This window comes from Methylocystis sp. (assembly GCF_051061285.1).
Taxonomy (GTDB): Bacteria; Pseudomonadota; Alphaproteobacteria; order Rhizobiales; family Beijerinckiaceae; genus Methylocystis.
Map to the genome: position 1 here is coordinate 16,939 of NZ_JBPFEA010000015.1, position 19,645 is coordinate 36,583.

Annotated in this window: 15 protein-coding genes; 6 read left to right on the forward strand and 9 right to left on the reverse strand. The window is 64.6% G+C overall.

The window, feature by feature from the left end:
• Nucleotides 1–20 precede the first annotated feature (20 nt).
• Nucleotides 21–2,567, forward strand: coding sequence for a magnesium-translocating P-type ATPase (gene mgtA / locus ACR65T_RS05210; RefSeq protein ID WP_434495490.1), 2,547 nt, complete (start codon nt 21–23; stop codon nt 2,565–2,567).
• 122 nt (nt 2,568–2,689) lie between these two features.
• Here the strand turns inward: mgtA and ACR65T_RS05215 are convergent, their stop codons facing one another.
• Nucleotides 2,690–3,877: an acetate/propionate family kinase gene (locus tag ACR65T_RS05215; RefSeq protein ID WP_434495491.1), complete on the reverse strand. Its 1,188-nt coding sequence runs from the start codon at nt 3,875–3,877 to the stop codon at nt 2,690–2,692.
• A gap of 21 nt (nt 3,878–3,898) precedes the next feature.
• On the reverse strand, nt 3,899–9,370 hold the full coding sequence (locus ACR65T_RS05220) for a GH36-type glycosyl hydrolase domain-containing protein (protein ID WP_434495492.1): 5,472 nt from the start codon (nt 9,368–9,370) through the stop codon (nt 3,899–3,901).
• 217 nt (nt 9,371–9,587) lie between these two features.
• Between ACR65T_RS05220 and ACR65T_RS05225 the strand changes: the two genes are divergently transcribed.
• The gene (locus tag ACR65T_RS05225; RefSeq protein ID WP_434495493.1) at nt 9,588–10,322 is read left to right on the forward strand and encodes a hypothetical protein; all 735 of its coding nucleotides are present in this window, start codon (nt 9,588–9,590) and stop codon (nt 10,320–10,322) included.
• Nucleotides 10,323–10,400: 78 nt separating this feature from the next.
• Here ACR65T_RS05225 and ACR65T_RS05230 read toward each other — a convergent pair whose 3' ends face one another.
• The gene (locus ACR65T_RS05230) at nt 10,401–11,282 is read right to left on the reverse strand and encodes a metallophosphoesterase family protein (RefSeq protein ID WP_434495494.1); all 882 of its coding nucleotides are present in this window, start codon (nt 11,280–11,282) and stop codon (nt 10,401–10,403) included.
• A 114-nt stretch (nt 11,283–11,396) separates the two neighbouring features.
• On the opposite strand from ACR65T_RS05230, the gene ACR65T_RS05235 reads away from it, so the two are divergent.
• Nucleotides 11,397–11,891, forward strand: a complete 495-nt coding sequence (locus ACR65T_RS05235; RefSeq protein ID WP_434495495.1) for an NUDIX domain-containing protein — start codon at nt 11,397–11,399, stop codon at nt 11,889–11,891.
• Here the strand turns inward: ACR65T_RS05235 and ACR65T_RS05240 are convergent.
• Nucleotides 11,877–12,452 (reverse strand): GNAT family N-acetyltransferase, encoded by a 576-nt coding sequence (locus ACR65T_RS05240; protein ID WP_434495496.1) that lies wholly within the window; start codon nt 12,450–12,452, stop codon nt 11,877–11,879. The two genes, ACR65T_RS05235 and ACR65T_RS05240, sit on opposite strands and share 15 nt — an antisense overlap.
• Nucleotides 12,453–12,561: 109 nt before the next feature.
• On the opposite strand from ACR65T_RS05240, the gene ACR65T_RS05245 reads away from it, so the two are divergent.
• Nucleotides 12,562–13,059 (forward strand): GNAT family N-acetyltransferase, encoded by a 498-nt coding sequence (locus ACR65T_RS05245; protein WP_434495497.1) that lies wholly within the window; start codon nt 12,562–12,564, stop codon nt 13,057–13,059.
• The gene (gene zapE, locus ACR65T_RS05250) at nt 13,056–14,207 is read left to right on the forward strand and encodes a cell division protein ZapE (RefSeq protein ID WP_434495498.1); all 1,152 of its coding nucleotides are present in this window, start codon (nt 13,056–13,058) and stop codon (nt 14,205–14,207) included. The genes ACR65T_RS05245 and zapE overlap by 4 nt, the downstream gene beginning before the upstream one ends.
• Here the strand turns inward: zapE and ACR65T_RS05255 are convergent.
• From ACR65T_RS05255 to surE, 4 genes are all read right to left on the reverse strand, one after another.
• Nucleotides 14,182–14,475 (reverse strand): hypothetical protein, encoded by a 294-nt coding sequence (locus ACR65T_RS05255; protein WP_434495499.1) that lies wholly within the window; start codon nt 14,473–14,475, stop codon nt 14,182–14,184. The two genes, zapE and ACR65T_RS05255, sit on opposite strands and share 26 nt — an antisense overlap.
• 156 nt (nt 14,476–14,631) lie before the next feature.
• Nucleotides 14,632–16,002, reverse strand: a complete 1,371-nt coding sequence (locus tag ACR65T_RS05260) for a peptidoglycan DD-metalloendopeptidase family protein (RefSeq protein ID WP_434495500.1) — start codon at nt 16,000–16,002, stop codon at nt 14,632–14,634.
• A 126-nt stretch (nt 16,003–16,128) separates the two neighbouring features.
• Entirely contained in the window at nt 16,129–16,818 is a 690-nt protein-coding gene (locus ACR65T_RS05265) for a protein-L-isoaspartate O-methyltransferase family protein (protein ID WP_434495501.1), read from the reverse strand.
• The gene (surE, locus tag ACR65T_RS05270; RefSeq protein ID WP_434495503.1) at nt 16,815–17,588 is read right to left on the reverse strand and encodes a 5'/3'-nucleotidase SurE; all 774 of its coding nucleotides are present in this window, start codon (nt 17,586–17,588) and stop codon (nt 16,815–16,817) included. The genes ACR65T_RS05265 and surE overlap by 4 nt, the downstream gene beginning before the upstream one ends.
• 123 nt (nt 17,589–17,711) lie before the next feature.
• Between surE and ACR65T_RS05275 the strand changes: the two genes are divergently transcribed.
• Nucleotides 17,712–18,224 carry an SH3 domain-containing protein gene (locus ACR65T_RS05275; protein ID WP_434495504.1) on the forward strand — a complete coding sequence of 171 codons (513 nt, stop codon included), beginning with the start codon at nt 17,712–17,714 and terminating at the stop codon, nt 18,222–18,224.
• On the opposite strand, the gene serS is transcribed toward ACR65T_RS05275, so the two are convergent.
• Complete coding sequence (gene serS / locus ACR65T_RS05280; RefSeq protein ID WP_434495505.1) at nt 18,162–19,517, reverse strand: serine--tRNA ligase; 1,356 nt, start codon at nt 19,515–19,517, stop codon at nt 18,162–18,164. The genes ACR65T_RS05275 and serS overlap by 63 nt on opposite strands.
• Nucleotides 19,518–19,645 lie beyond the last annotated feature (128 nt).

Below are 19,645 nucleotides of genomic sequence, written 5' to 3' on the forward strand. Positions count from 1 at the left end.
CCAACACGGGAGAGATCGAGATGGACCAGGTCGGCGACCCGCCCGCCTATTGGAGCCAAGAGGCCTCAACGCTGATGGCCGCGCTCGGCTCTGGACCGACAGGGCTGTCGTCTGAACACGCGGCCGCATTGCTGCGAGAAGTTGGCGCCAACGCCGTTGAGGACGCCGCTCCCCTCAGCGCGCTTCGTCTGTTGCTGCGGCAGTTCGAAAGCCCGCTTGTCCTGATTCTGGTTTTCGCCGCGGCGATCTCGCTCATATTGCGCGAATGGGTCGACGCCGCGATCATTCTGGCGATCGTTCTCGGCAGTTCGCTGCTTGGGTTCTTTCAGGAATATCGGGCGTCTCAGGCGGTTCAGGAGCTCAAGCGCCGCCTGGCGCTCATGGTTCGAGTCGTTCGAGACGGCGTCGAACGCTCGGCGCCCTTCGCGTCCGTCGTTCCTGGAGACGTCCTCCTGCTGTCGGCAGGCAATCTCATTCCCGCCGATGGGCTGGTGCTTGAGGCCGCGGACTTTCTTGTTAGCGAAGCAAGTATGACAGGGGAATCCTTCCCTGTTGAAAAGCGCCCGGGCGTCGTGCGGGCCGACGCGCCGCTCGCGGCGCGAACCAACGCCGTGTTTCTCGGCGCGTCGGTGCGCAGCGGAACGGCGAAGGTGCTGGCGGTGCGAACCGGCCGCGGAACCGAATTCGGCGCGATCGCAGCGCGACTGGCGGGACGGCCGCCAGAAACGGATTTCGCGCGCGGCGTAAGACAGTTCGGCTATTTGCTCATCCGGGTCATGGTGCTCATCGTTCTTTTCGTTTTGGCGGTGAATCTGTTGCTTCGCCGGCCCGCGCTTGAGTCTCTCTCCTTTGCCGTCGCTTTGGCGGTCGGGCTTTCGCCGGAATTGCTGCCGGCGATCATCACCGTGACGCTTTCCGCCGGCGCCCGCGCGATGAGCAGGCGCGGCGTGATCGTTCGCCGTCTCGACGCGATCGAAAATCTCGGCAGCATGGATGTTCTATGCACCGACAAGACCGGCACGCTGACGGAAGGCGCCATTGTCCTTCGCGAAGCGCTAGATCCTGCAGGCCAAAGTTCGGACGAGGTTCGCCGACTCGCCAATCTCAACGCCGCTTTCGAGACAGGCATCGAAAATCCGCTCGACGCCGCGATTATCGCGGCGGCCGAAAGCGCTGGATTGAGCACTGCGGGCTTTTCGAAAGTCGATGAAATTCCCTACGATTTCATACGGCGCAGACTCACGGTCGTGGTGTTCGACGCCGCGAACGCCGCAGAACATCTCATCGTCACCAAGGGCGCTTTCGCGAATGTGCTCGCCATATGCGTGACGCTGGACATCGGAGGCGCAGAACAACCGCTGGACGCCGTGCGGCGCGACGCGCTGGAGAGAATCTTCAAGGAGAGGAGCGCCGAAGGCTTTCGCGTGCTCGCTGTCGCGACGCGTCGCGTTCCCGCGCGCGCCGCCTATGCGCATAGCGATGAAACGGACATGACGTTCCGGGGATTCCTTGTTTTCTACGATCCGCCCAAAGCCGACGCCCAATCAACAATCGGCGATCTTGCGGCGCTTGGCGTTCGCATCAAAGTCATTACCGGCGACAATCGCTACGTCGCGGCGCATCTGGCGCAATCCATCGGCCTCGATCCAAAATCGATGTTGACCGGCGATCAACTGGCGTCGCTCACCGCCGAGGCTCTCTGGCATCGCGCGCCAAACGTCGATCTGTTTGTGGAGATCGATCCCCAGCAAAAGGAGCAGATCGTTCGCGCTCTGCAACATGCCGGCCATGCCGTGGGCTATCTGGGCGACGGCGTCAACGACGCGCCCGCGCTAAACGCCGCCGACGTCGGCATTTCCGTCGAGGGCGCTGTCGATGTGGCGCGAGAGAGCGCGGACATCATCCTGCTCGACCGCGATCTCGGCGTTTTGCGCATCGGGGTTGAAGACGGGCGGCGCACTTTCGCCAATACGCTCAAGTATATTTCCATCACGACGAGCGCCAACTTCGGCAACATGGTCAGCATGGCGCTGGCGACGCCCTTCTTGCCGTTCCTCCCACTCGCCGCAAAGCAAGTGCTTCTCAACAACTTTCTTTCGGATTTGCCGTCTATCGCGATCTCGACGGATAACGTCGACGCCGACATCCTGACGCTGCCTCAGCGCTGGAGCATCGCGAACATCCAACGTTTCATGATCGTGTTCGGTCTGATCAGCTCGATCTTCGATGTCATAACATTCATTGTGCTGCTGCAGTTTTTTCACGCAGAGGAACCGATCTTTCAAACATCCTGGTTCGTCACCTCGCTGCTCACCGAGCTTGCCGTCGTGCTTGTGCTCCGCACCCATAAGTTTTCATTGAACAGCCGGCCAAGCGCGCTGCTCCTGTCCTCGACAATCGTCGTGAGCGTCTTGGCGTTTGCAACGCCCTTTCTCGGAAAATTGAGCGCTCTTTTCGGATTCGCCCCTCTTTCGGTCTCTTTGCTCGGCGCGATCTGCGCGATCGTCATTGGCTACATCGCCGCGACGGAAGCCGCTAAAGCGTGGTTTTTCCGGCGTCCAACTTAGCCTTAGCCGATCTGGTCGTCGTTCAATGATTCATCATCGCTATCGTCAGCGGCGCTATTCTCTTAGAGCCAGAGCGATTCCATTTGCTCTTGGCGCAGCGACCGCCGCGCGCCGAGTCGCAATCACCTGGCCGCAACCATCAATCCTGCCGCTTCAATCGTGTGGCGCGCAATCATCGCTTCCTCGTCGGTCGGCGTCACGAACACAGGGATGCGCGATTGGGGCGCCGAAATGACCCGGTCGTTGCGCGCATTGGCCGCCGTGTCGAGCGTCAGCCCCAGCCAGCCGAGTCCCTCGACCACGCCGGCCCGCACGCGCGGCGAATTCTCTCCAATTCCGGCCGTAAATACGAGCGCGTCGAATCCGCCGATCGCCGCCGCGAGCGCCGCGATCTCCATTTTGATGCGATGAATGAAATAGGCGATCGCGGCTTGGGCGCGGGCTTCTTGGGACGCCTCGAGCGTGCGCATGTCGTGCGAGACGCCGGAGAGGCCAAGAAGACCCGAGCGCTCATAAAGAAGATGCGACAGCTCCTGGGGAGTCATCGCGTCGCTCTGGAGCAAATAAAGCAGCAGTCCAGGATCGATCTGTCCGCAGCGGGTGCCCATGGGCAGGCCTTCCAGCGCCGAAAAGCCCATGCTGGTGGCGATCGAACGCCCGCCTTTCATCGCGCACAGCGACGCGCCATTGCCAAGATGCGCGACGATGACGCCGCCCTCGGCGTGGATCGGATCAATCGTGCGGAGGCGCCGGGAGATATATTCATACGACAACCCATGAAATCCGAAACGGCGTAACCCACGCTCGTAGTAGGAATAGGGAAGCGCATAGGCGTCGTCGACGAAGGCGTGTCCGCGGTGGAAAGCCGTATCGAAACACGCGACCTGCGGCACATGCGGAAAGGCTTCCCTGGCGCCCTCGATCCCGGCAAGGTTATGCGGCTGATGCAGCGGCGCCAGCGGGATCAATTCGCGCAGTACCGCGATGGCTTCCGCATCGACAATAATCGGCGCGGCGAAGCTCAGCCCGCCATGCACGACCCGGTGCCCGATCGCGCTTACCGCCGCCGCCGGGTAAGCGTCTTCGATCCATTCGAAGATCGTTGCAATCGCCTGCTTGTGAGTGAGCTTGGCGGCGAGCCGCCTGTCGCTTGCGTCTCCATCGACAATGGCCGCGCGAAAGCGCGGCTTCGCGCCGAGCCCTTCGACCGCGCCAGAAACGATCAGCCGCGGCCAGTCGGCGTCCGCCGCGAACAGGGCGAATTTCACCGAGGAAGACCCGGCGTTAAGCGTAACGACGCGATCGGCCATATCCCCTCAGCCTCCAGGCCGCTACCAAACGCGGCGACGCTTCTCCGCTTCGAACGTCTTTCCTAGGTAGACCACGCGCTCCAGCCGCAGGTCGCCCTTAGGAAGGAAAGCGTCCGGGCGCGGCTGCAACTCGCCGTTCTCGAATTCAAGGCCAAGCAGCGCATATGCGGCCGACAACATGCGCGCCGCCGCGCCGGTGTACCAGCTCCACCCGCCTCGCCCTTCATAGCCCTCGCCATTATAGACGTCGGCCGGCTGCTGATGCGGCGGCAGCCCGTAGATGTCGGCGGCGGCCGGCGTCGCGAGCTTGGAGATCGGCGAGATCGCGATCCATGTCTCGAACGCTCTGCGAAACAGCTCGTCGGCGGCGCGCGAATCGCCGTCCTGTTGCGCCTGCGCGGCAAGCTTGGCCAGCGCGTCGACGAACCAGGAAACGCCATGCGAATACTGGCCGCCGTTTTCCCGCACGCCCGGCGGATATTCGGCGCTGCGCCCGGGATAGGGCTGCGAGTGTTCGTCAAAAGGCGGATGAACGAGCAATACGCGATCGCCGAGACCAAGAACGGCCAAGGCGTTCTCGATCGCCTCGCGTCCGCGCGCGGCGTCGACGGCGCGCGCCAGAGTCGGCCAGGAGGACGTCATCGCGCTCATCGGCGCGACTTCCTCGCCGTCATCGGCGTAGGCGCGGATGTAGCGGTCGCCGCGCCAACAGTTATCAAGCGCGGTCCGAAGCTTCGTGGCGCGTTCGCGATAGCGCTCGGCGCGGTCGGCGTCGCCCTTCGCCTCGAACAGCGGCGCGATGTCGAGGAGGATGCCGTGCAGGAAGAAGCCAAGCCAAACGCTCTCGCCGCGGCCTTCCTCGCCGACGAGATTCATGCCGTCGTCCCAGTCGCCCGATCCCATCAGCGGCAGGCCATGCGCGCCGAAACGGTCGAGCGTCCAGTCGATGCCGCGCGCGCAGTGTCCGAGCAGCGTATCCCTGTCGCGCGACGTCAGCGGCACGGTGGCTTCGCCCTCCTGATCTTTCGGGACAGGACTTGCCTCGAGGAAGGTCTCGACCTCGTCGAGGATGGCGTAGTCTCCACTCCCGCGGACATAGCGAATCGTCACATACGGCAACCACAAATGCGGATCCGACGAATGCGTGCGGTCCGCGAGGCCCGTGCCGCCGTTGGGCGCGCGATGCCACCATTTGCAGGCGTCGCCCTCGATATATTGATGCGCGGCGTGCAGTAGAATCTGAGCGCGGGCGCGCTCGGGCGCGAGATGGATAAGGGGTATGACGTCCTGCAGCTGGTCGCGATAGCCGGTGGCGCCGGAACGCTGTGAAGGACCCGTGCGTCCCCACAGGCGCGCGGCGAGCAATTGATAGGGCAGCCAGTCGTTGACGAGGCGATCGAACTCGGGACGATTGGTCTTGATGCGCAATACGGACAACTGATCGTCCCATGAGCGCGCATTCGCCGCGAGTTCGGCATAGGCGTGGTGGGGATCGCGCGCATAATCGGCGAGCCGCTTCGCGTCTTCGATCGTCGTCGTCTGTCCGAGCGCCACGACGACGACCGCTTCTTCTCCCGCCGGCACGTCGATCGCGCCGCTGAACGCCGCGACTTTCCGTTCATGCGCGGGCGCGCCCGCGTCCGGATGGCCGTGCTCGACCATGTAAGGCAGGTAAGGGTCGCGGCTCTCATGCCCCAAGAAGCGGCGACGCGACGTCTCGGCGAATTCCGCCGGGATCGATGTCGTCACAAAGGCCCAGCCCTGCACGAAATTGTTGCGAGGATTGCGGAAGTAGATCGAATGCACATTTTCGTCGATGATCGATTCCAGCAGGCCGAGACTTTCGTTCGGCGTTTCCGCCAACACGATTTCCATTGACGGCGTGATCTGCAGCAGACGCTCGTGGTCGCTCTTGTTGCGGATCTTTAGGATCTTGAATTCGATCGGCTGCGTGGGGCTGACGAATACCGTCATCTCGAGCTGAAGATGATCGCGCTCGGAACGATAGACGGCGACGCCCGGCGAAAACGTCACCTGATATTCCGCGTCGCGACGGCGCAGCGGAACGAAGGTCGGACTATGCGCGTCGGTTCGGGCGAGATCATAGACGTAGATCCTTTGCCCGGCCGGCGCCATCCGCCCCTCGCCCATGCGAAACGGGGTGAGGCTGTTCAGTCGCGAATTGCCGTGAAAGGAAAAAATTTCGCCGTCATTCGTGAGCACCGCGCCCTGCCCGAAGGCATTGGCGATGACGTGGCCGAAGGGACGCGGAGTCCCGGGCGCAAGCGCGACGCTCCGGCCGTCTTGAGAAAAGGCGTAGCGCGGCTTCTTGGGCGGGGGCGGCAGGATGAGCCCGCGGCGGCGCGACAACGCCCTGTTCAGCGTCTCCGGCGCAACGGGAGCGATCCCCAGATGCCGTGCAATGGAATCCGTCGCGCGTCCCATGTCGCGCGCCCAACCGTCGACCATGATCAGTTCCGTCGCGCCGGCGGCCGCGAGTTCGACTTCGACGCGCAGACTGGCGCAGGGCTCGAAGCCATAGAGCAGACCTTCGTCCTTCGGATCACGGGGCGCCGCCAGTCCAAGCAGGCTGTCCGGCGCATAGGTCGATCCCATGCCGTAGAAACGCGACTTCACGTCCTCATAGCCGACGACGGAGATCTTCGCGTCAGCGCCGGCGCCGATAGCGTGAAAGCCGATCTCCGGGGATAGCCGGCGATCGGATTGGCGCCGCGCCCCGCCCTTGAGCAAACGGTTCTGGGCGAAAATCGCGTTCAGCGATCGGACGTACCAAGTGCCGATGTGAATCGCGTTATACGCGGCGTCGCGAAGCTCGACGCCGGTCTCGTTGAGCACCCACTCACGCAGCGACGCCAACATCAATTTGCGATGGCGCTGCTCAAGATTGACGATCTTCAGTCGGGTGATCTCGACCGCTTCGTCGGCGGCGAGCGAGACTCGCGCTTCGATCGCGAATCCATTGCGCTCCGCCATGAAGAACAGGCAGTTCTCGCCGGCGTCGGTGAGCGACGCCTGAGTGGCTCTGCAGCGCGTCGGCGCCTCGCCGATCGACCACAGCTCGCCGCCGTCTTCCCGCAGAAAAAGGAAACGTCCGCGCGGGTGGGCGTGATCGTCCGGGCGTCGCGTCAAGTCGATCGGAGGGCCGCCGCGCGCCACGCCTTCAATGCGCATGGCCCCCTGCCCGTCCTGAAACCACTCGCTGATCATCAGCCCGTTGGTCAGTTTCAACGGCCGCGAGCCCGGCACGCCGCCCGCGCCGGTAATGCCTTCAATCGTCACTTTCTGCGCGCGCGCAAGCCGTCCGAGAAGGAAGAGGACAAGGCCGAAGGCGACAACGCCGGCGTAGATGAGATATCCGCTGACCAGATAGGCGTAGGACGGCGGCCGCGTCTGCGACATCTGCTCGGCGGCGCTCCACGCCTTGTCCCATTCGGCGCCGCGCGGAATATAGAAGGGCAACAGCAGCGGCGCCCAGGTGCCAAAGCGCCGGATGCCTTCGGGGATCGCGCGGCTTGTTTGCGCCTTTCCAAGGAAGCGCGCGGCTTTCTCATCGGCGACGTCGCCGCCGACGAAGGACAGATTGACGAGCGTCGCCACGCGCAAGCCCATGTGGTCGAACCAGATCAGCACCCGCAGCGCGTCATAGGCGAGAAGCGCGGTGAAGATATCGAGGCTCCAGGCGCGAAAATCCGAGTCCGGCAGGATGTAGCTCATCCAGCTCGCGACGCCGGTGCGGATGAGTCCGTCCTGATTGTACCAGGCGGGGTCGGGCGAAGCTTTCAGGAAGGAATAGATCACTGGCGCCATCCACAGGCCCCAACGCAAAACGCGCACGGCGTTTTCAATGAGCATGTCGAGGCCTTGCCAGCTCGCGAGTTGGCGAAGCGGCTGCAGGCTGCGCTGAACGAGCGCTGTAAGGAAGAAAAGATTGATCGAAAAGAGCGGCGCGGCGAACACCCATTGGATAACGCCCGAGAGCGACTCGTCGAACAGCAGCCTCACGCCGCCGTCGACCCTGCCGAGATCCGTCGCGCCCCACTTCGAGAAGAGCGGACGAATGACATATTCGGTGATGGGGCGTCCGTCCGCGCCATAGTCGAGCGACGTGTAGGCGAAGAATTTCGCCGTGATGTTCTCGACCTGTCCCGCGTCGAGATACCAAGCGACGGCGCCGGCGACGAGCGCGCCGAGAAGCGCGCCGAGCGAATAGACGCGCCAACTGCGCAGATGCTGCCGGCGCCCTTGCGTCAGCGCCGCGAAATCAAACGCCGCATCGACGCCGGCATAGGCGAGCGCTCCCGCGACCGCGCCGAACAGAAACCGCCCGCTCCCACTCGCCTCGGGAAGCCCAATCATCAGGGCCAATCCGATGGCCGCGCCGGCGACCGCGCCGCGAAAATAGTTGGAGGGATGCAGATAAAGTTCTTCGACGCGCGCAAAGAAGGGCGGAGTCGAATCGGTGCTCTCCACGATGGCGCGCGCGAGCGGAAACAGCGCGGCGCCGATCAGCGCGCCGCCGATCGGGCCGGAGGCTGAAATGACGGCGACGGCCGGCGCAAAAGACACGACCAGTCCAGCCGCGAGCAGCAGCGCCATGAACACGAAGCCATAGACGGCGCCCTTTTCGGCGCCGGTCCGCCAATCATGGAACACCACGACCTGCAGCGACGGCGTCGCGCGCAAAAGGCCAGCCATCGCCTGGGTCACGAGATAGGTTTGGCCCCATAATCCTGCTTGCGCGAGCGCCGCCGCCACCGTCGCGACCAGCGCCGTCACCGGATAGGGCAAATAAGGCGCGACGAAAGACGAGACCGAGGTCGCGATGTAAGGCGTCAGCGAGGCGACGAAGGCCGAAGCGAGCAGAATGCTATGCGGACGCCATTGTCGGGGCAGAAAACGACCGAGCGCGAGGGGGATGCCGACGACGATCGATTCGTTGAGCAGAAACAGGACCAGCGTATGCCCGACGATTTTTCTGAAGGCCTCCGGAACGTCGAGGCCAAGGAGCAGCGCGCCGCCAATCTGGGCGACGGGCGGCGAGCCGAGAGCGATCAACAGGCTGAACTGCAGCGGCAAAACGAAAAGCGCCGCGCGCACCGCCATGCGCGAACGCGCTCTCAGCGTGACGACCCCGGCGAGGTAGAGAAGGGTGGCGGTCGCCGCGCCGACCGGCGAGAGCCGAAACAGTTCGGCGAAGGTTTCCGGCGATCGCCACAACAGGCCGGCGCGGTCGCACAGCAGCGTAAAAGTCGCGACAGCGAGGAAATCCACGGCGAAATCGGCCGCTTGGCGCGCGCTTTCCGAGGAGCGGCGGAGCACGAAAATCGTCGCCCCAGCGAAAAACCCGGCCACGATCGCGTGCTCGCCGCCGCCAGCCGCCTCCAGCGCCGCAAAGACCGCAAAGCCCATGCCGATCATGATGCGCTCGAACAATGCGCTGTTGACGTCCGATTCGCCGCGTTTGACGGCCATGGATTTCCTCCGCGCCTTTTGTTGAATCCGGCGTTTTTTAACGTTAATGGCCGGAATCAGCGGCTATCGTATGGAATCCCTTGCCGGAGGCGGGAGAAAAAGTCGACTCCCGCCTCACTTCGTCGCGCTTGCGCTTCGCAGCGCCGCCGAGAGCCGCTATAGTCCACAATGCTTTAATGCCCCGGCCGCGCAGCGAGGGCCACAGCGAGTGGACGACATGGAAGAGCCCCTGCCCGCGCCGCCAGCCGACACTCGCGACGCCGACCAGCCACACGCGTCCACAACGCCCGCCGAGCGTCTATCGCTTCTTGTGGAGCGCGAGCGAGTCGCCCGCAAGGGACCGGCAGGTTCGCTTGACGAGCGTATGGCCAGTCTGTCCGGCGCGCTGCGCCGCGCGCGCCTCGAGAACGCGGAGCGCTCCGCCGCGATTTTTGATCTACGCGCCGCGGAAATCGCCCGGCTGGAGATGCTCGGCGAGGCTCTGTCGCCGGTTTTGGCGCAGGTGCCGCGCGATTGCGATATTTTCGACGTTGGCGTTGCGCCGGCGGAGCGACCGCGCCTGTTCATCGACCAGATCGGCTTCGTCGAGATGGATCGCGACAGGCGGATCTATCGCTTTCTCCAGGATACGCGCCACGGCCGGGTGACGCTTCGCGAAAGCGACAGCATCGACGACCTCGTCGAAGCGATCACCAGCTACATCGCGCATCGCCTGATCGAGCGCGAAAAGGCGCTGGCGGTGGATTACGCGAGCGGCGGCGCGGCGCAGGCGCTTGGCGTCAAGGTCGCCGCGGCGCGCGAGAGGGCCAACGCACGCGAAAACGACAAATCGGTCACCGGAAAAACGACTCGCGCAGCCGCGTTCATCGCCGAGTTTTTTGGCGCAACCGCTTTCTTCGCATTCTTGGCGGTCTTGGCGGCATGGATCTATCGCGCCTATCTCGCAGGCTAGATCACGCTGCATTTGGGCGAAATCGCCCAAATGCAGATGACGTGATCGATTCCCAAAGTTTAGAGCGCGCTCTAGGCTTCACAGCTCAACGGATTCGAGTTCAACGACCTCGCCAGCGTCGTTCAATCCACGCCTGCGCAGCGAAATCCTGACGCCGTCAGCTTCGCGCTCGATCTGATAAAGATTATAGGCGGCGCCCGGATAGTGCCCGCCGGGCCGGGCCGAAGCCGACGCGACGCCCACGACCGGCGTCGCGGCGCCGGGCCCCGTCAGACGATGCAAACTGGGCTTGTGATTGTGCCCATGCAGAATGAGCTCGGCGCCATGGCGCGCGATGACGCTTTCGAAGTCCGCCGCGTCTTCGAGCCCGCGCAGCCGCCGCGCGCCGCCGACATGCGGCGGGTGGTGAAGGCAGACGACGCGCGCAAGTCCTTGCGCTTTCGCGCGTTCCAGCAGATCCGCGAGCGCCGCCAGCTGAGTCGCCCCGAGCCGCCCGGAAGCGACGAAAGGCGCCGTCGGCACGCCGGTGTCTAGACCGATCAGCGCGACGCCGCCGCGCCGGCGCAAATAGGGAAAACCGGCGCCTTCGCTCTCGCTGCTCATCCAAGGCGCGAAAACCTCGTGAACGAGATCCGTCACGCTCGCCACATAAGCGTCGTGATTTCCGGGCGTGAAGCTCACGTCGCCAGGCGCGCCCAGAGAGGCGAGCCAGTCTTTGGCGAGCGCGATTTCGCCGGGAAGTCCGATGTTGACGATATCCCCGGTCATGACGACATGATCAGGCGCCTGCGCTTTGATGTCCGCGACGATCTTGCCAAGCACGCTCATATCGTGCTGATCGCCGCGTTTATAAAGCCAGTTCACATAGCCCGTGACGCGCTTGCCAAGGAGCTCCGCGAGATTGGGCCGAGGAATTGGGCCGATATGCGCGTCGGAAAGATGGGCGAGCCGGAAGTTCAAGAATCCTCTCTGACGGCCGAGTGCGCCGCGCGGCGCTTTCCGCATCGGGATGGGTCAGCGACACTAGTGCTTTCGCGCATCATTTGCCATAGTTTCGGGCGATCGGAGGCGGTTTTGACGAAGCCTGAAGAAGGACGCGCGGCGCCATCGACGCGCACGCGTTTTGCGTCGCGACTGATCGCTTTGGGCGCACGCTTTCAGCGTCCGATGACCCTGGGCGTGCGCGGCCTCGTCCTCGACGCAAGAAACCGCGTGCTGCTGGTCCGGCATACCTATGTGGACGGCTTTTATCTGCCCGGCGGCGGCGTCGAAAGCGGCGAAACGCTTGTCGAGGCGCTCGAGCGCGAGCTGAGCGAGGAGGCGAATGTCCTGCTCGATGCGCCGCCTGAACTGTTCGGCATGTATTTCAATCGGCGGTTCTCGATGCGCGACCACGTCGCGCTTTACGTCGTGCGCGCGTTCCGCCTCACGCAGCCGCGCCCCCCTGATCGCGAGATCGCAGAGGCGGACTTCTTCGCGCTCGACGCTCTGCCAGCGGATACGACCGCAGGGACGCGGGCGCGGCTGTCCGAGGCGCTGCAGAACACGCCTGTTTCACCTTATTGGTGAACGCGTGATGGAGGCGGCTCCGGCGCTCAAAGCGCGCAGATCGCGCCAGCCATAAGCGATGTCTGGGAGGACGACGCCCTCAATCTCCCACACGCCCTCGACGCCGACAGGCTCCGCCCCAAGCGCTTCATAAAAGCCGCGGGCCTTCGGCGAGTCGCGCAAGACCCAAACGGCGGCGCTCGGACAGCCGGCGGAAATCAGATGCGTCGCGAGCCGCTCCATCAAGCGCCTGCCTAGTCCCCGGCGCTGGGCGCGCAGCAGCAGGTAAATCGACGCGATTTCGCCCGCAAAGCCAAGCGGAACGAGCTTTGGACTGGACAGGCGACTGCAACGGGCGAAACCAACCGGAGTCTCGCCCTCGCAGGCGATGAACACGGCCTGGGCGCCTTCGCTCGAGCCTATCCGCTGCAGCCAGCGCCGCGTCCAATCGTCGAGATCAATCGACGCCAGCGCCTCCGCGCGCATCACCCCAAGGTAGGTCTCCCGCCAGGCCTTGGCGTGGAGTTCGGCGATCGATCGGGCGTCCTCAATGCTTGCCCGGCGCAAGCGATACTCCGCCATTGGCCCCTCTCCGCCCATAGCGTCGCATGGCGGCATGTCGCGGCGCAACGAGAGGTTTTGCCGCGCAGACGGCGCGTGATATGGCCTGCGCCCAGGGTCAAGCCACAACATGATCGATCTCGCCGTAAAATTTGCGCCGCTGACCGCCGCAGACGACGCGCATCTCGAAAAGCTCGACGAACGCGCGTTCGGTCCGGGCAGATATGCGCGTACGGCCTATCGCTTGCGCGAAGGCGTCGAGCCCGACCGCTCGCTGTCTTTTGTCGCGCGGATCGGGACGCTGCTTGTCGGCGCCAACCGCATGACGCCCATCCTCGTCGGGTCAACGCCCGCGCTTCTGCTTGGTCCGTTGACTGTCGAGCCGGCGTTTCGCCAGCAGCGCGTCGGCGAGACGCTCGTCAAATATTCGCTGGACGCGGCGCGCGACGCCGGCCATGGGCTGGTCCTGCTCGTCGGCGACGAGGACTATTATGCGCGGCTGGGATTCGCGCCCGTGCCGCAGGGCAAAATCACGATGCCCGGTCCCGTGGACCCGGAGCGCCTGCTCTATTGCGAACTCCGCCCCGGCGCGCTCTCGGAGGCGAGCGGCAGGATGCGGCGCATATGATTGCGCGCGCGCAGAGCATCGTCGAGAAATACGACGCGCTCGTCGCGCAAGGCGCGTTGGAGCGCGACGCGTCGCAGCGCGCGGCGATCGAGAAGCTTCAAGCGCTCGCCGACGCTCTCGCAGGCCGCAGGCCGAAAAGCGCCAGCGTGACGCAAGCGCTCCTTGCGACCTTTCGCCCTCGGGCGCAGCCGGCGCGCGGCCTCTACCTCTGGGGATCGGTCGGGCGCGGCAAAACCTTCTTGATGAACCTGTTCTTCGGCGCGCTTCCTGTCGAAAAGAAGCGGCGCGCGCATTTTCACGCTTTCATGGCGGACGTGCACGATCGGCTGCACCGGCTGCGTCAGAAGCCGCATCGTGGCGACGCCGATCCGGTGAGCTGCGTGGCGCAGGACATCGCGCAAGAAACCCGTGTGCTCTGCTTTGACGAGTTCGCCGTGCACGACGTCGCGGACGCTTCGATCGTTGCACGGCTATTTTCTTCACTGCTGGCGTCGGGCGTCATCATTGTCGCGACGTCCAACGTCGAGCCTTCGCGGCTTTATGAAGGCGGCCGCAATCGCGATCTGTTCCTGCCCTTTATCGCCATCTTGCAGGAGCGAATGGACGTCCTGCGTCTCGACGCGCCGAATGACTATCGGCAACGGCGCGAAGATCTCGGACAGGTCTATTTCACGCCAGCCGACTCTCGCGCGAGATCAGCGATTGACGCGCTCTATGCGACGCTCGCCGGCGACGCGGGGGAAAGGCCTGCGACAATTGAAGTCAAGCGACGCCGCATCGAGATCCCGCAAACGGCGGGCCGCGTCGCGCGTCTGAGCTTCGCGGCGCTCTGCGGTCAACCGCTGTCAGCGGCGGATTATATGGCGATCGCTGAGAGATTCGACGCGGTGATCGTCGAAGACGTTCCGGCCTTGGCGCCAGAACAGCGGAACGAAGCGCGCCGCTTCATCACGCTGGTCGACGTTCTGTACGAGGCGCGCATCCTGCTGGTCGTTTCCGCCGCGGCGGAGCCTTCCGAACTCTACCGCGCGGGCTTTGGCGCCGAGGCGCGCGAATTCGAGCGCGCGGCGTCGCGCCTGATCGAAATGCGGAGCAAAGATTACATCGACGCCCGCGCCGCGCTCATGGCTTCGACATGCAGTCCTTGATGTCGCTGGCGCGTTTCATCAATTCGAACCGATCGGCGCAATAGCGTTCGAGATCCGGCCGTTTCGCTGGATCGGTCGCCGCGGAGCGAATGCCGACCGCGCCATCGAGCAGCTCCTTTTGCGCGGCATGCACCTGAGACGGCGGCAGGTGTCCCGAACAGGCCTCATAACGCTTGAGCAGCGCGTCGCACTGCGGGACGCCGGTTGGATCCACCGCGAAAGCCGGCGTGGCGGCGAGCAGGAAAACGAAAGCTAGACGATGCTTCACTGGCGCGGGATCTCCGGTTACGACCCGCGCCATATAGCATTTTGATCGGCCCGTGAGGCGCCAAAAGACGAGAGCGGCGGGCCTTTCTTTGGACCCGCCGCCCCGAAGTCTCCAGCGCCTTGTCTCGCGGACGCCGGAGCGTTCTCGCGTCGATGCCTACAACCCCGCCAGATAGCGGGTGGGATCGACGGGCGTCGAACCCTTGCGCAGTTCGAAGTGAAGCTGCGGCGAGCCGACATTGCCCGACTGGCCGGATTTGGCGATCGTCTGACCGCGCTTGACCTGATCGCCGCGCTTGACGTCGAGTTCGCCATTGTGGGCGTAAGCCGAAACGAAGCCATTGGGATGCCGAATGAGCACGAGATTGCCGTAGCCCTTGAGCTCGCTCCCGGCGTAGGCCACGACCCCGCCTTCGGCCGCCTTGACCTGAGTTCCCTCAGGCACCGCGATGTTGATCCCGTCGTTGCCGCCCGATGTGAAGCCCTGAATGATGCGGCCGCGGGCGGGCCAGCGAAACTCGGGCCGACCTTCGTCGGAAGCCACCGCTTTCGCGTCAGTCGCCGGGGGAATGGAGGCGGTCGCGGTCGTATCGACCTTGCGGGCGCTAGGCGTTTCTTTCGGCGTTTCGGCGACAACGGGCTTGCTGCGCGCGTCCGCGATCTTGGACTCCGCTTCCGACGCCTCGTGAGAGGACGGCCCACGGGCGATCCGCTCGGTTTTGACGGCGCGCGCCGGCGTCGTCGCGGCGATGCGCGGCTCCGCCTTGACGAGCGTCTTCTCCGGCGCAGTCTTGGCCACTGCCTTCGACTTATCGATCGGCTTGGTTTTCGTGGGTTCGGCTTCGGTCTTGCGCACCGGCTTCGCCTGTTCCACCGGCTTGGCGGCGGCCACGGTCTTCGCCAGCGGCGCAGGCTTCGCGGCTGGGACGGCGGCTGCCGCTTTGGCCGGACCGGCGGGGACGCGCGTCGCCACGACGGGAGCGCCGCCGGCCCGATAGACTGGAACCACCAGACGAGAGCCTGGCTGAACCTGGGACGCAATGTTGAAGCCATTGGCCCGCAGCAGCGCGTCAGTGGGCACGCCGTAGCGGGTGGCGAGCAATGCCGCGGTCTCGCCCTGGGCGACAACGATTGGCGTGCCGCCTTCGGCGCTCCAGTGGCCGCTGGCGCCGGCGGCTGCAACGCGCGTCGGCGACGGCTGCGCTGCTGGCGTAGAGGTCCGCGCCATGGAAGCGCCGCCGCTCTGAGCGGACGCGCTGGCCGAGGGGGCAGGCAATGGACGGGTTTCCACCGTCGTGGAGGACGGGCTCTGCGCCGGCGCGTCGGCGATCGCGCCAACAGGCGCCCGGTCGACGCCGTGCGAGGCGGTCTTGGCCGATCCTGAGAAGGGGTCGGTGAAGGGATCGGAGAAGGTATCGCCTCCGAAGCGGGAGGCGTCCGAGCAGCCGGCGACAAGGGCGGCGACGCCAACGGCCGCCAAGAACCGCACTGCGGCGCGGGAATAAGCAATATGATGCTTGGTAACCATGACGCGACCCACCCGAACGCAACATTGAACGGCTTTATGGGTAACAGCGCGGCGGTTAAGGAGCCGTTTAAGATGAACGCAAAGCGCGCGCGGCCGTGAAAATTTTCAGCATTCGGTCACGATGTCTTAGAGCGCCTGCGCCCGTCCGGGGATCGCCGGCCCCAGGCGACACGGGCCTAGATCGGTCTCCCGCAGTTCGCCGTCCTCATTGCGATCAAGCTTAATCAATCGTTCCTTTGCGCGCGCGCCGGCCTTCGCGTGCTCCCTTCGGGCGAAGAGCAACGCGCCGCCCGGCGTGAGCATTTGGATGAGCGCAGCAGGCGCGGCGCCGACCGAGGCCTGGACGATGATTCGATCGAAGCGTCCAAGCTCGTGAGGCGGATCGAGGCCGTCGGCGAAAATCGCCTTGGCGTTTGCAGCGCCGTGGGCGGCCAACCGGCGCGAGGCCTCGATGGCGAGCGTCTCGAAGCGTTCGAGGCTTACGACCTCGTTTGCGAGCTGCGCGAGCGCCGCCGCGCCATAGCCGGACCCCGCCCCGACCTCGAGCACCCGGTGGCCGCGGCCGATCTTGAGCGCCTCGAGCCGTCTGGCAAGTTCGACCGGACGCGACATGGTCTGCCCGCAGCCGATCGGCAGCGAGAGATTACGATTCGCGAGATCGCGAAAGCGGTAGGGCGCGAACGCCTCCCGCGGGGTCGCCTCCATCGCGCGCAAAACCGAAAGATCGCGCAGGCCCGCTTGACGCAGCGTCAGCAGCAGCGCCGCGCGCTCCTCAATTTGTTGGCTGGCCTGGCGCGCGCCGGCCTCCTCGGTCATTCCTTGCCCTCGAACGCCGCTGCGAGGCGCGTCACCGTCGGGTGATCGGTGAAATCGAGCTGCAGCGGGGTGACGGAGATTTTCTTTTCTTCGAGCGCCAGCAGGTCGGTGCCCTGGCCCGGCTTGAAGTCGCCGCGCTGGAAGGAGATCCAGTGATAGGGATTGCCGCGGCCGTCCTTGCGGTCCTCGATCCGCATGATGTCGCTGCTGCGCCGACCCTGCATGGTGATCGCGACGCCCGCGACGTCCTGGGGCGCACAATGCGGAAAATTCACATTCATCAACACGTTCTTGGGAATGCCCGCCGCGAGCAGGCGGCGCACAACCTCGGCGCCGTGCGTCGCCGCGCATTCCCAGTGGACCGTCCGGCGGTCTGCGAAAAAATCATAGACCTGGGAGAGCGCAATCGACGGAACGCCGAGAATCGTGCCCTCCATCGCCCCGGCGATGGTGCCGGAATAGGAGACGTCCTCGGCGACATTCTGGCCGCAGTTGACGCCGGAAAGGAGAAGATCGGGCGGATGATCGAGCATCAGCTTGCGCAGGCCCATGATGACGCAATCTGTCGGCGTTCCCTTGACGGCGAAGTGGCGGGGCGAAATCTCCCGCAGCCGCAGCGGATCGTTGAGCGACAGCGAGTGCGAGACGCCCGACTGCTCGAATTCCGGCGCGATGACGAAAATATCGTCGGTGAATGCGCGCGCGATCGCCTCCGCGATGGCGAGGCCGCGCGCGTGTATGCCGTCGTCATTGGTAATGAGAATGCGCATGCTTACAGCGGTTCGCCTCGAGTGGACGGGCGCCTGAGGAAGCCCGAGTTTCTTTGGACGATTCGACGCCGAACGTCCACAATGACCCTATATCGGCTCGCCCCATTCTCTGGAGGAATTTTGATGCGCTTACGACTTGCGCTTTTGCTCGCGGCGGCGTCGCTCGCCGCCCTTCCCGGCTGCGCCGCCGCTTTTGAGGCCTATGTGGCGGCGGTGATGCCGCTGCGCGTGAGCCCGAGCTCGGATGCGCGGCCCGTCACGACCATGGCGGCGAATATTCCCTTCAATGTCCTGGGCTGCGGCCGCTGGTGTCAGGTGCAATATGGCGGGACCATGGGCTATGTCCCGGCGCCGCTTGTCATCCCCGGCGCGCCGCCGACCGCGCCCGGCTCCGGCCTCTTGGGATTTCTGGCCGCTCCCGTGGCGCTGCCTGTCGCGGCCCGCGATCTGCTCAGCGACGGCTATGCGCCGCGCGTCGACTACGGCTATGGCTGGACGCCGTTTTTTGGGACGTCGCCCGAGCCCTACTGTGAAGAGCCTGCGAGACGCGGGCGCTGCGTCCACCGACGGCGCTCAGTTCGGGATGCGCGTGAGCCCGCCCATGTAAGGCCGAAGGACGCGCGGAACGTCGACTGAGCCGTCGGCCTGCTGGTAATTCTCCAAGACCGCGACCATCGCGCGGCCGACCGCGACGCCGGAGCCGTTCAGCGTATGGACGAAACGCGGCCCCTTGCTTTCGGCCGAGCGATAGCGGGCGTTCATGCGCCGCGCCTGGAAGTCGCCGCAGACCGAGCAGGAGGAAATCTCGCGGTATCTCCCCTGCCCCGGCAGCCAGACTTCGAGGTCATAGGTTTTCTGGCTCGCGAAGCCCATGTCGCCGGCGCAGAGCACGACCTTGCGGTACGGCAATTCGAGAAGCTGCAACACCTTCTCGGCGCAGCCGGTCATGCGCTCGTGCTCTTCCAGGGATTGCTCCGGCGTCGTGATCGAGACGAGCTCGACCTTGTAGAACTGATGCTGGCGGATCATGCCACGGGTATCCTTGCCCGCCGCGCCCGCTTCGGCGCGAAAGCAATAAGTGCCGGCGGTCATGCGCATGGGCAATTGCGCTTCGTCGAGGATCGACTCGCGCACGAGATTGGTGAGCGGCACTTCGGCGGTAGGGATGAGCCAAAACGGATTGGCGATCACCGCGTCTTCACCAACATTTCCAGCAGTCGCGATCTGCTTAAGAAAACCATAGCTGCCGGCTGGACCTGCATAAACTGCGAACTGATCCTCCTGGAATTTCGGCAATTGCGCAGTGCCAAACATGGCGTCGCCGCGCACGAGCAGCGGCGGGCTGACTTCCATATAGCCATGTTCGTTCGTATGCAGATCCAGCATGAATTGCGCGAGCGCGCGCTCCAGCCGCGCCAGACCGCCCTTGTTGACGACGAAACGCGCGCCGGAAATTTTCGCCGCCGTTTCGAAATCCATCAGCCCAAGGCCTTCGCCGATTTCGAAATGCTCTTTGGGCGTAAAGTCGAATGTGCGCGGTTCGCCCCAGCGCGCGACTTCGATATTGTCGTTCTCGTCGGCGCCATCGGGCACTTCGTCGAGCGGCGTGTTGGGAATGCTCGCGAGCGCGTTGTCGAGTTCGGCGATCGCATAGCGCTCGGCCTCTTCGAGCGCCGGCCAGTTTTCCTTGATCCGTGCGACTTCCGCCTTGAGCGCTTCGGCTTTGGCGCTGTCGCCCGCCTTCATCGCCGCGCCGATTTCCTTCGAGGCCGCGTTGCGTCGCTCCTGCGCGCGCTGCAATTCGCCGATCGCCGCGCGCCGCGAATCGTCAAAGGCGAGAAGCTGCGTTGAGATCGGCTCCAGCCCGCGTCGTGCGCGGCCAGAATCGAAAATTTCGGCGTTCTCGCGAATCCATTTGATGTCGTACATGAGTGAACGATCCGCCGCTCCCTTCTCCCGCTAGCGGGAGAAGGTGGCCCCGCGAAGCGGGGTCGGATGAGGGAAAAGACGGAAAAGCGCGTGACGAACCGCCCTCATCCGTCGCGCGTTCCGCGCGC

What these genes read in the sequence shown, in the direction of transcription:
- ACR65T_RS05225 (WP_434495493.1), top strand. Translation starts at nt 9,588, where the DNA reads ATGGAAGAGCCCCTGCCCGCGCCGCCAGCCGACACTCGCGACGCCGAC.
- ACR65T_RS05240 (WP_434495496.1), bottom strand. Translation starts at nt 12,452, where the DNA reads ATGGCGGAGTATCGCTTGCGCCGGGCAAGCATTGAGGACGCCCGATCG.
- mgtA (WP_434495490.1), top strand. Translation starts at nt 21, where the DNA reads ATGGACCAGGTCGGCGACCCGCCCGCCTATTGGAGCCAAGAGGCCTCA.
- ACR65T_RS05245 (WP_434495497.1), top strand. Translation starts at nt 12,562, where the DNA reads ATGATCGATCTCGCCGTAAAATTTGCGCCGCTGACCGCCGCAGACGAC.
- zapE (WP_434495498.1), top strand. Translation starts at nt 13,056, where the DNA reads ATGATTGCGCGCGCGCAGAGCATCGTCGAGAAATACGACGCGCTCGTC.
- ACR65T_RS05215 (WP_434495491.1), bottom strand. Translation starts at nt 3,877, where the DNA reads ATGGCCGATCGCGTCGTTACGCTTAACGCCGGGTCTTCCTCGGTGAAA.
- serS (WP_434495505.1), bottom strand. Translation starts at nt 19,517, where the DNA reads ATGTACGACATCAAATGGATTCGCGAGAACGCCGAAATTTTCGATTCT.
- ACR65T_RS05275 (WP_434495504.1), top strand. Translation starts at nt 17,712, where the DNA reads ATGCGCTTACGACTTGCGCTTTTGCTCGCGGCGGCGTCGCTCGCCGCC.
- surE (WP_434495503.1), bottom strand. Translation starts at nt 17,588, where the DNA reads ATGCGCATTCTCATTACCAATGACGACGGCATACACGCGCGCGGCCTC.
- ACR65T_RS05260 (WP_434495500.1), bottom strand. Translation starts at nt 16,002, where the DNA reads ATGGTTACCAAGCATCATATTGCTTATTCCCGCGCCGCAGTGCGGTTC.
- ACR65T_RS05265 (WP_434495501.1), bottom strand. Translation starts at nt 16,818, where the DNA reads ATGACCGAGGAGGCCGGCGCGCGCCAGGCCAGCCAACAAATTGAGGAG.
- ACR65T_RS05220 (WP_434495492.1), bottom strand. Translation starts at nt 9,370, where the DNA reads ATGGCCGTCAAACGCGGCGAATCGGACGTCAACAGCGCATTGTTCGAG.